The organism is Dactylosporangium cerinum (assembly GCF_042653625.1).
Taxonomy (GTDB): domain Bacteria; phylum Actinomycetota; class Actinomycetes; order Mycobacteriales; family Micromonosporaceae; genus Dactylosporangium; species Dactylosporangium cerinum.
Genome location: NZ_JBHSIU010000133.1, coordinates 1 through 10,153 on the forward strand (window position 1 = coordinate 1; position 10,153 = coordinate 10,153).

10 protein-coding genes are annotated in these 10,153 nt (G+C 69.5%); 2 read left to right on the forward strand and 8 right to left on the reverse strand.

Translation table 11 applies throughout. The annotated features are described in order from the left end of the window. Window positions 1-483: 483 nt before the first annotated feature. A complete protein-coding gene (locus ACFPIJ_RS64085) occupies window positions 484-1,890 on the reverse strand; it encodes an MFS transporter (protein WP_380129389.1) in 1,407 nt (468 codons plus the stop codon). Between the two features lie 114 nt (window positions 1,891-2,004). Here ACFPIJ_RS64085 and ACFPIJ_RS64090 point away from each other — a divergent pair, with 114 nt between their 5' ends. Then, on the forward strand, window positions 2,005-2,508 hold the full coding sequence (locus ACFPIJ_RS64090; protein ID WP_380129390.1) for a hypothetical protein: 504 nt from the start codon (window positions 2,005-2,007) through the stop codon (window positions 2,506-2,508). On the opposite strand, the gene mgrA is transcribed toward ACFPIJ_RS64090, so the two are convergent. Further along, window positions 2,497-3,450: an L-glyceraldehyde 3-phosphate reductase gene (gene mgrA / locus ACFPIJ_RS64095; RefSeq protein WP_380129410.1), complete on the reverse strand. Its 954-nt coding sequence runs from the start codon at window positions 3,448-3,450 to the stop codon at window positions 2,497-2,499. The two genes, ACFPIJ_RS64090 and mgrA, sit on opposite strands and share 12 nt — an antisense overlap. A 59-nt stretch (window positions 3,451-3,509) precedes the next feature. On the opposite strand from mgrA, the gene ACFPIJ_RS64100 reads away from it, so the two are divergent. After that, on the forward strand, window positions 3,510-3,938 hold the full coding sequence (locus tag ACFPIJ_RS64100) for a response regulator (RefSeq protein ID WP_380129391.1): 429 nt from the start codon (window positions 3,510-3,512) through the stop codon (window positions 3,936-3,938). Window positions 3,939-3,984: 46 nt separating this feature from the next. Here ACFPIJ_RS64100 and ACFPIJ_RS64105 read toward each other — a convergent pair whose 3' ends face one another. The 6 genes from ACFPIJ_RS64105 to ACFPIJ_RS64130 form a co-directional block, all read right to left on the reverse strand. Further along, the gene (locus tag ACFPIJ_RS64105; RefSeq protein ID WP_380129392.1) at window positions 3,985-5,685 is read right to left on the reverse strand and encodes a S8 family serine peptidase; all 1,701 of its coding nucleotides are present in this window, start codon (window positions 5,683-5,685) and stop codon (window positions 3,985-3,987) included. 77 nt (window positions 5,686-5,762) lie between these two features. Beyond that, on the reverse strand, window positions 5,763-6,008 hold the full coding sequence (locus tag ACFPIJ_RS64110; RefSeq protein WP_380129393.1) for a hypothetical protein: 246 nt from the start codon (window positions 6,006-6,008) through the stop codon (window positions 5,763-5,765). A 61-nt stretch (window positions 6,009-6,069) separates the two neighbouring features. After that, window positions 6,070-7,200 (reverse strand): ABC transporter ATP-binding protein, encoded by a 1,131-nt coding sequence (locus ACFPIJ_RS64115; protein WP_380129394.1) that lies wholly within the window; start codon window positions 7,198-7,200, stop codon window positions 6,070-6,072. An 11-nt stretch (window positions 7,201-7,211) separates the two neighbouring features. After that, on the reverse strand, window positions 7,212-8,288 hold the full coding sequence (locus ACFPIJ_RS64120; protein WP_380129395.1) for an ABC transporter ATP-binding protein: 1,077 nt from the start codon (window positions 8,286-8,288) through the stop codon (window positions 7,212-7,214). A 52-nt stretch (window positions 8,289-8,340) separates the two neighbouring features. Continuing rightward, window positions 8,341-9,342 carry an ABC transporter permease gene (locus ACFPIJ_RS64125; RefSeq protein ID WP_380129396.1) on the reverse strand — a complete coding sequence of 334 codons (1,002 nt, stop codon included), beginning with the start codon at window positions 9,340-9,342 and terminating at the stop codon, window positions 8,341-8,343. Window positions 9,343-9,476: 134 nt separating this feature from the next. Then, window positions 9,477-10,153: ABC transporter substrate-binding protein (locus tag ACFPIJ_RS64130; RefSeq protein WP_380129397.1), on the reverse strand; the 677-nt coding region annotated here is incomplete at its 5' end.

The window sequence follows — 10,153 nt, forward strand, 5'->3', positions numbered from 1 at the left end:
AAGCACAGGTCCGCCATCAACTGCGCAACCGCGGCTGCCCGAAACGGGCAGGCCAGCACGGCCGGCCGTACACCACCGCAGCGGACACGACCACACGGCCCGGGCGGGCCGGTCGCGGCCGATCGGCGGCCGTCGAGGGTCGCGGCGACCGTCGACGAGACGGTTTTCCGCCAAACGCAACAGGCTCACTGACCCCGGAGATCATTCCGGCTTGTCGCGACCCACCCGCCGGACACGATCTTTCACAGATCGGAGTTGCGGACCGGGCATCGCGGCCGGGCAGGTTGAACACCGAACCGAGGGAGCCGGCTCCTTCAAGCGGCCGAAGTGGTCTGCTTCAGCGAGCGGGCGCGCCACCACTTCACGATCATGACTACGGGGACAGGGGACCCGGCGGACACGACCTCCGGCCCCGGTCTGCGCACGAACTCGTCGGTGCTCCCCACGCAGGTGGTGGCGGGCGCCGGCCGGCGGCACCCAGGTCTACTCCGTGCTGGTCAATGCCGCAGCAGGTGGCAACGCGACAGAAGGCGGCACCACGGACAGCCCGCCCGCGGGGGAGTGGGCAACCGGCGGCGAGGTCGCCGTGGTCGTGCCGATCGCCGCCGGGGCAGACGAGCTTGCGGTGGCCGCAGCAGCCGTGGCCGCGGAAGCGGCGGTCGCGGAAGCCGTGGCCGGGGGCAGCGTGGGAGTGGACGCCGCTGGGGTTGGGTCGAGGGGGGTGCTGCCGCGGCGGAGGACGAGCAGGACGGCGGTGATCAGGAGGCCGACGGCGCCGACCGCGGCGAAGCCCCAGCCCGGCGAGCCGCGGTCGATGGCCCAGCCGGCGAGGGGGGACCCGATCGCCAGGCCGACCGTCAGGGACGAGCCGTGCCAGCCCATGGCCTCGCCGCGGGCCGAGGACGGGACCAGGCGGCTCACGAGGTCGGCGCTGGCGCTGAGGGTGGGGGCGCAGAGGGCGCCGGCCGGCAGGAGTGCGATGAACAGCAGCCACCATCGGTCGCCGACGACGCCGATCGGGAGGGTGAAGAGGCTGAGGCCGCCGATCAGGGCGACGAGGGGCACGGCGCGGGTCAGGGCGCCATACACGAAGCCGCCGATCAGCGAATAGACGCCCCACGCGGCGAGCACGCCGCCGACCAGCTGGACCTTGCCGGCCTCGCGGAGCATCGCGATGATGCCGAGGTCGGTGCCGGCGAGGACCATCGTGGTGGCGGCCGCGGCGGCGCAGACGGCGACGAAGCGCGGGGTGAGCCAGTCGCGGCGGCGGACCGGGGTGGCGTCGTCCGCGGGCGCGGTGAGGTCTGCGGGGGCGTGGATCGGCGGGTTGGTCAGGAACAGGGCGATGCCGGCGAGCACGAGGCAGCCGCCGATCGTCCACATGGTGACCTGGCCGGACAGGGTGCTCATCAGCAGGACCGCGACGGGCGGCCCGGCCATGAACGACAGCTCGACCGACATCGAGTCCAGCGCGTAGGCCTGGCGGCGCTGCTCGGTGGGGACCAGGGCGGCGAGCGACTGCCGCACCACGGAGAACACCGGCAGCGAGAACACGCCGGCGACGAAGGCGCCGACGAGCAGCGCCGGATAGGACAGGGTCGGCGCCACGGCCCAGAACAGCGCCTCGCAGGCAGTCGTGACGATCAGCATGGGGCGCAGCCCCTTACGATCGACCAGGCGGCCGTTGAGCGGGCCGCCGACGGCGGTGCCGACGGTCAGCGCGGCACCGACCAGACCGGCGGCGCCCCAGCCGCGGTGGAGGTCCTGCGCGACGTGCAGCGTCATCGTGACCCCGATGGCGGTGATCGGGATGCGGGCCAGCAGCGCCAGGACCATGAGCGACCGCACGCCGGGGAGAGCGAGGACGTGACGGTAGGGGTCGAGGCGCATGGGGCAATCATGTCGTGGGGGTACGACAAAAAACGAGCGAGTAACGCGTAACGCAGCACACGTCACGGGGAACCCGAGTTACGACCGGACAGTCCAACCGAGATGGAGACGAAGATGCAGCCGAGGACCCCGATCGCCCTCGCCGCCCTGCTCACGCTGGCCCTGACGGGCTGCGCGGACGGCACGACGGACACCGCGGCCGACGCCAGCGGGACCCCGTCGAGCAGCGCCACCGCGCCGACCGCGCCCAGCAGCCCGGTGGCCAGCACGAGCGCCGCCCCGAACGTCGGTGACACGTTGCTGGTCTTCACCCGCACCGGCGGCCTGGCGGGCACGAACGACCGCCTGGTCGTGCGTCCGGACGGTGGGTGGACGCTGACGACCAAGAGCGGTTCGAAGGAGGGCAAGCTCACCGCCGCGGAGCTCGCCGCCCTCAAGAGCACCCTGGACCAGGTCGGGTTCTCGAAGCTGCCGAAGGTCAACGACAACAGCAACGTCGCGGACGGCTACACCTACAGCGTCAGCTACGGCGGCGACCAGGTCGTGGCGAAGGACGGCGCGGTGCCGGCCGCCCTCCAGCCGGTGATCAATACGTTGAACAGCCTGCTAAGCCGCTAGCAGCTCATCGATGCGGGCGAGCTCGTCGGCGGACAGCGCGGGTGCGGACAGTGCACCGAGGTTCTGCTCCAGCTGCGCCACCGAGCTCGCCCCGATGATCAGCGAGGTGACCCGCGGGTCGCGCAGCGCCCACGCCAGGGCGAGCTGCGCAAGGCTCTGCCCCCGCTCGCGGGCCACCTCGTTCAGCGCCCCGATCGTCTTGAGGCGCGAGTCCGACAAGTCGCTTTCGTTCAGGAACCGGCTGGTCCGCACCCGTGAATCGTCCGGGATGCCGGAAAGGTACCGATCCGTCAGCAGTCCCTGCGCGAGCGGCGAGAACGGGATGCACCCGGCGCCCTCGGCGGCGAGCACGTCCAGGAGCGATTCCTCGATCCAGCGGTCGAACATGGAGTACCGCGGCTGGTGGATCAGCAGCGGCGTGCCCAGCGACCGCAGGATCGCCGCCGCCTCGGCGGTCTGCGAAGGCGAGTAGTTGGAGATCCCCACGTAGAGCGCCTTGCCGGCCCGCACGGCCCGGTCCAGCGCGCCCATCGTCTCCTCGAGCGGGGTGTCCGGGTCGGGGCGGTGGGAGTAGAAGATGTCGACGTACTCGAGGCCCATCCGCTGCAGCGACTGGTCCAGCGACGCCGTCAGGTACTTGCGGGAGCCCCACTCGCCGTATGGGCCGTCCCACATTTCGTAACCGGCCTTCGTGGAGATGACCAGCTCGTCCCGGTAGGGGCGGAGGTCCTCGGCGAGGATCCGGCCGAAGTTGAGCTCCGCGGAGCCCGGCGGGGGCCCGTAGTTGTTGGCCAGGTCGAAGTGCGTGACACCGAGGTCGAAGGCGCGACGCACGATCGCCTGCTGGGTCTCGTACGCGCGGGCGTGCCCGAAGTTGTGCCACAGGCCGAGCGAGATCGCCGGCAGTTTCAGCCCGCTGCGCCCGCTGCGCCGGTATTGCATGTCCTGGTATCGGCTCGAAGCCGCCTCATACGCCACGAACAGGATCTTAAGCTGGGCTGATGCAGGACGAGGAAGCACCGGTCGCCCGGGTCCTGGTGGCCGAGGATGATTCCGACATCCGCGACCTGTTCACCATGATCCTGGAGTCCGCAGGTGCTGCCGTCGTCGCCGTGAACAGCGGTGGAGCGGCGCTGGAAGCCCTCAGGAGCCAGCAGTTCGACCTGCTGGTCACCGACATGTGGATGCCCCAGGTGTCGGGCCTGGACCTGTGCAAGGCGGTGCGGGCCGACCCGGCGACGGCGGGGTTGCCGATTCTCATGCTCAGCGCGTACGGGCGGATGGGTGGCCCGGCGGAGGCGATGATGGCCGGCGCGACGGAGTACCACACGAAACCGATCCGGCCGGGCGTCCTGGTGGGCAAGGCCGACGCCCTGCTCGGCGGCCGGCTGACCGCGCCGTCCCGTGACGCGAGACGCGCCACCGGCTGACCGCGCCGTCCGGTGACGCGAGACGCGCCACCGGACGGACAACGAACTAGCGGTGCTCCCACCAGGTCCTGGTGGTCACGGCCGCGTAGGCGTCGACGATGCCGAAGCCGTAGAAGCCGTTGAACTGCGTGCCACCCTCGCAGAGCGCGTTGAACTCCTCGGGGCGACCCTCCTGCGTGTAGGTCTGCAGCGCGGGCGTCGGGCAGGCGTGCTCGGCGGCCGTGCTGTACAGGATGTATTCGACCTTCCAGGGCTCGAGGCCGAAGCCCTTGCCCTGCTTGTTGCCGTGCGCGCTCACGATGAGCGCCGCGACGCCGGCCGCGTGCGGCGACGCCATCGAGGTGCCCTGCAGCCAGGTGTAGTAGCCACACTTACCGGCCGCGTTGCACTCCTTGTACACCAGGCCCTCGGCCTCCGGCAGGACGTTGCCGTCCGCGTCGACCGTGCCCTCCTCCTGCAGCACCTTCTTCGGGTACGTGGAGAGGATCATGTTTTCGTTGGTGCGGTAGGTGTCCGTGCCGAAGCCGTCACGGAACCAGCCGCCCGGTGCGGAGACGCCGATGCGCTCCAGACCGTAGTCCGAGAAGTCCGACTTCTTCAGCGACGGGCCGAGCGAGGAGACACCGATGACGAACGGTCCCTCGACGGGCAGGTCCCAGCAGGAGCTGTTGTCGATGGGCCGGTCGTACGCGGCGTCCGCCGGGTAGTCCGGGCTGGAGATGTCGGTGCGGGGCTTGCCCTTGTCCTCGTGGTTGTTGCCGAGCGCACCGACCAGCGTGACGCCCTTGAAGTGGGCGTACGTCAGCGCCCGGAACATGCCCCGGATGATGGTGCGCTGCTCGGCCTGCGCGGCCGCGGAGTCGGCCGGGTTGGCGGTGCAGTTGAACAGCCACGGGTCGACGTAGAACGACATGTTGACCACGTCGATGCCCGTCTGCCCCGCGTGGACGAGGGCGTTGACGACCGGCTCGAGGAAGAAGTACCCCGAGTCCTGGCCGCCCTTGAGCTCGACCAGCGACACGTTCGGCGCGACACCGGAGATGCCGAAGCCGTTCGCCGCCGCGCCGATCGTGCCGGCGACGTGCGTGCCGTGGCCGCCGTCGTCGGTGCCGACCGGGTCGAGGCAGCTGGCGACCTCACACGGGCCGTCAATGTCGATCTTGTCCGGCGCGAAGTTCTTCGACAGCGCCCAGTTGAAGTTGGGGGCGATGTCGGGCTGCGACGCGTCGACGCCGGTGTCCAGGATGCCGACGGTGACGCGCTGGTCACCGGCGTTGACCTTGCGGGCCTTGTCCGACCGGACCGTGGTGAGGCCCCACAGCTTGTCGTCCAAGGGGTCCATGCCGGCGGTGGCGGGCTTCTTGCCGCCGGGCTTCTTCGCGGCCGCTGCCGCGGCCTGTGCTTCCTTCTCGACCTTGGCCGGCTGCTCCTTCTTGGGAGCCTTGCCGATCGCGGTCCGGTGCGCGGCACCGACGAGCTTCGAGGAGGCTGCCGCCTTCTCGACGAATCCGCTCTGCGGGGCCAGGACCGTGAACATCCCGACCGTGTCGTTGGTCGCGACGACTTTGCCGCCGGCCTTGGCGATCGCCGCGGCCGCGTCGGTGGTGGAGACGTTGTCCGCGGCCACCACGGTGTACTCCGTGTTGGCGACGGCCTCGGCGCTTGCCGGGGCCGACAGGCCGGCCGCGGTCACGGTCAACGCCGCGGTGATGACCGCAGCGCCCGTGAACCTCTTGTTGAATCCCACATGTCCTCCCGGTTCGAGGGGATGGGGATATGAGATCGAAAAACATTCGCCTGCGGAAGGCATTCACCCAAATATTTTCAAATACCCCGGGCGATTCGCTCCACAGTTTCCTTTGCGTCCGCAAGACCGGCGCCGGTCGCCTGACGGTAGAGCCTGATCGCGGTGATCAGGTCCTGGCGCCGCAGCGCGGCCACGAACTCCGGCGGGAGTCCATCCGGGACGCCGAATACATCGGCGAGCGCGGGATCGAGCCCGAAATGACGGTACAGAAATGCGACCTGACGCTCCAGTCGGGCCAGGCGAATGCGTTCGGCGGGGTCCATGGCGCGACCGTAACAACGTCGGGGAGCCGTTACTGGCGGCTCCCCGACGCAATTCGTCCGGCTATGCGATCGGCTCCGCGAAGGGGTCGGTCGAGGCCGCCACCGGGATCTCGGCGGCGGCGGCGCGGGCGGCCTGGGCCCCCTTGCCCGAGCGCTCCTCGTCGGTGATCGGGAAGTGGCAGGCGACCGTCTGGCCCGGCAGCAGCTCGCGCAGCGGCGGCTCCTCCTGGGCGCAGACGTCCTGAGCCTTCCAGCACCGGGTCCGGAAGCGGCAGCCCGACGGCGGGTCGATCGGGCTGGGCACGTCGCCCGTCAGCAGGACCCGCTCCCGCTGCGCCTTGTCGCGGCGGTCGGGGTCCGGCACCGGCACCGCCGACAGCAGCGCGTAGGTGTACGGGTGCAGCGGCGTGGCGTAGAGCCCGTCCCGCGGTCCGACCTCCACGACCTTGCCCAGGTACATGACCGCGACCCGGTCGGAGATGTGCTTGACCACCGACAGGTCGTGCGCGATGAACACGTAGGTCAGGTTGAACTCGCGCTGCAGGTCGTCGAGCAGGTTGACCACCTGCGCCTGGATCGACACGTCGAGCGCGGAGACCGGCTCGTCGGCGATGATGAGCTTCGGCTGCAGGGCCAGGGCCCGGGCGATGCCGATGCGCTGGCGCTGACCGCCGGAGAACTCGTGCGGGTAGCGGTTGTAGTGCTCGGGGTTGAGCCCGACCAGCTCCAGCAGCCGCTGGACCTCACGCTTCTGCCCGTGCGCGGTCTTGATGTTCTGCACCTGCAGCGGGGCGCCGATGATCGAGCCGACCGTGTGCCGCGGGTTCAGCGACGAGTACGGGTCCTGGAAGATCATCTGGATCTCGCGCCGCAGCGGGCGCATCTGGCCGACCCCGAGGTGCGAGATGTCGCGCCCCTCCAGGATCACCTTGCCGCCGGTCGGCTCCAGCAGCCGGGTCATGAGCCGGCCGGTGGTGGACTTGCCGCAACCGGACTCGCCGACCAGGCCGAGTGTCTCGCCGGCCTTGACGGCGAGGTCGATGCCGTCGACGGCGCGCACTGCGCCGACCTTGCGCTTGAAGAACGCCCCCCGAAGGATCGGGAAGTGCTTCTCCACGCCTTGGACCTCGAGGAGGTTTTCGCCGCCCCGCTGCGGTGCCGCGGCGGGCTGGGATTGGGTGCTCGTCGACACTGTCGTGCTCCTCAGAGGGATGGGGCGATGTCCGACTTGAAGATGGCCTGCCGTTCCGCGGGCGGGATGTGGCACGCGACGCCGTGGTCCTGCGTGCCCTCCGCCAGCGTCGGTTCGACCGTCTTGCAAGGGATGCCGTTGCGCTCGACGTACGGGCAGCGAGGGTGGAACGAGCAGCCGTTCGGCAGGTTGATCAGCGACGGCGGGTTGCCCTTGATCGGGACGAGCCGCTCGCGCACCTCCCGGTCGACGCGTGGCATCGAGGACAGCAGCCCCCAGGCGTAGGGGTGCTCCGGCCGCCGGAAGATGTTCTGTGCGGTGGCGTGCTCGACGCACTTGCCGCCGTACATGACCAGGATGTCGTCCGCGACCTCGGCGACCACGCCCAGGTCGTGGGTGATGATGATGACCGCGGAGTTGAACTCGGCCTGCAGGTCGCGGATCAGGTCCAGGATCTGTGCCTGCACCGTCACGTCGAGCGCGGTGGTCGGCTCGTCGGCGATGAGCAGCTGCGGGTTGTTGACCAGCGACATCGCGATCATCGCGCGCTGCCGCATACCGCCGGAGAACTGGTGCGGGTAGTCGTCGACGCGCTTCTGCGGCTGGGGGATGCCGACCCGGTCGAGCATCTCGATCGCGCGCCGCCGGGCGTCGGCCTTGCTCACCTTGTGGTGCACCCGGTAGGCCTCGATGATCTGCTTGCCGACCGTGTAGTACGGGTGCATCGCGGTCAGCGGGTCCTGGAAGATCATCGACATCTTCGCGCCGCGCAGCGTGCGGACCCGCTCCGGCGACGCCCCGATGAGCTCCTCGCCGTCCAGCCAGACCTCACCGGAGATCTTCGCCGAGCCCCGCCGGTGCAGGCCGAGGATGCCGAGGCTGGTGACGCTCTTGCCGGAGCCGGACTCGCCCACGATGCCGAGGGTCTCGCCGCGCTCCAGCTGGAACGTCAGGCCGTCGACGGCCTTGACGATGCCGTCGTCCGTCTTGAAGTGGATCCGCAGGTCACGCACGTCGAGGAAGGACTGTGCGGCCGAGCCGGCGCCGACCGGGGTCGGGTCGCCGTCCTTGAGCAGGCTGGTGGACATGCTCACTCCTTTCCAGGGGTGCCGGGTCGAGCGGAACGGGGCAGCGGCAGCGTCACGAGAGCCGCACCCGCGGGTCGATCACGGCGTAGAGCAGGTCCACGAGCAGGTTGGCGATGACGATGAAGAACGCACCGAACAGCGTCACGCCGAGGATGATCGGGAGGTCCTTGACGTTGACCGCGTCGATGCTGAGCCGCCCGATGCCGGGGAGGCTGAAGACGCTCTCGGTGAGGATCGCGCCGCCGAGGAGGCCGCCCAGGTCCAGGCCGAAGATCGTCACGATCGGGGTGAGCACGGAGCGCATCGCGTGCTTGCTGACCACGACGCGTTCCTTGAGGCCCTTGGCGCGAGCGGTGCGGACGTAGTCCTCACTCATCGTCTCGAGCATCTGGGCGCGGGTGAGCCGGGTGTACTGGGCGGCGAACAGCAGCGCCAGGGTGACCCAGGCCAGGAAGAGCTTGTTGGCCCAGCCGGCGGGGTCGTCCTTGAAGTTGACGTACTCGCCACCCTCGAAGATGTTCCAGGTATGGACGAAGAGCTGCTGCGCGACCAGGCCCGTGAAGTAGATGGGCAGTGAGACGCCGGCGAGCGCGATGATCATCGCTGTGCGGTCCGCGATCGAGCCGCGTCTCAAGGCCGATATGACGCCGCCGGCGACGCCGAAGAGCAGCCAGATGACGGCGGCCCCGAGGGCGAGGGAGACGGTGACCGGGAGTCGGTCGATGAGCAACGGCCACACCTCGCGGTCGGTGCGGAAGGAGTAGCCGAAGCAGGGGGCGGAGCAGTGGGTGACAGTCGGGCCGCTGTTGTAGTCGCGGCCGGCGACGATGCCCTTCAGGAACCGCCCGTACTGGATGTAGATCGGTTGGTCGAGGCCGAGTTTGACCCGGGTCGCCTCGACGTCGCGCGGGGTCGCCGACTTACCGACGTACATCTCGGCGGGGTCGGCGCCGGCGGCCTTCGGGATCGCGAAGAAGATCAGGAAGGTGACGGCCGAGACGGCCACGAGCAGCGCGACTGCCGTGACCAGGCGGCGCAGGATGTAGTTGATCACGTGTGCGGCCTGACGCCGGCCGGCTCGACGGGGTTCCCGTCTCACCGGCCGGCGCCGTGGCCTTCACCTGCCTTCTTTTCCTCGGAAGGGCGGGTTACCGGCTTACTGGCATTGCTCGGTCATGGACGACCAGGTCAGCTGGTGACACCCAGGCTGGCGAAGTCGTACATGCCGTAGTACTCCGTGACGAACACGTTGGTCAGTCGCGGGTTGCGGTAGTTCAGGGCCTTGTCGTACGTGAACGGCACCATGACGGCCTCGTCCATGACGATCTTGTTGATCTGGCCCCAGATGTCCGCGGCGGCCTTCGGGTCGGTCGCGGCCTTGGCCTTGTCGATCAGGCTGTTGACCTCGGCGTTGTCGAGCTCCGCGTAGTTGTTGTTACCCGACGCGGAGATCGAGCGGCCGTCGACCAGGATCGACAGGAAGCCGTAACCGGTCGGGAAGTCGGCGCCCCAGCCGGCCATCATCAGGCCGTAGCCCTTGGCGTGCACGTTGGACGGCGCACCGATGGTCGAGCGGAAGTACAGCGAGGCGTCGGTCGGGTCGAGCCGGGCGTTGATGCCGACGTTCTTCAGCGCGGCCTGCAGCGCCTCAGCGGTCTTCGGCTCCTTGCCGGCGTTACGGGTGGCGATGACCGTGTCGAAACCGGTCGGCTTGCCACACGCGGCCAGCTCTTCCTTGGCCTTGTCGATCTGCGGCTTGCCGGACTTGGTGTTGTACGGGTCCAGCGCCGGGTCGTGACCCGCGATGTTCGGCGGGAGCATGTTGGTGGCGATGTCGCCACCAGCGTCGGCGCCACCACGTGCGG

Excerpts from the sequence above, each read along its gene's own strand:
- ACFPIJ_RS64085 (WP_380129389.1), bottom strand. The coding sequence starts at position 1,890 with ATGCGCCTCGACCCCTACCGTCACGTCCTCGCTCTCCCCGGCGTGCGG.
- ACFPIJ_RS64090 (WP_380129390.1), top strand. The coding sequence starts at position 2,005 with ATGCAGCCGAGGACCCCGATCGCCCTCGCCGCCCTGCTCACGCTGGCC.
- mgrA (WP_380129410.1), bottom strand. The coding sequence starts at position 3,450 with ATGCAATACCGGCGCAGCGGGCGCAGCGGGCTGAAACTGCCGGCGATC.
- ACFPIJ_RS64100 (WP_380129391.1), top strand. The coding sequence starts at position 3,510 with ATGCAGGACGAGGAAGCACCGGTCGCCCGGGTCCTGGTGGCCGAGGAT.
- ACFPIJ_RS64110 (WP_380129393.1), bottom strand. The coding sequence starts at position 6,008 with ATGGACCCCGCCGAACGCATTCGCCTGGCCCGACTGGAGCGTCAGGTC.
- ACFPIJ_RS64120 (WP_380129395.1), bottom strand. The coding sequence starts at position 8,288 with ATGTCCACCAGCCTGCTCAAGGACGGCGACCCGACCCCGGTCGGCGCC.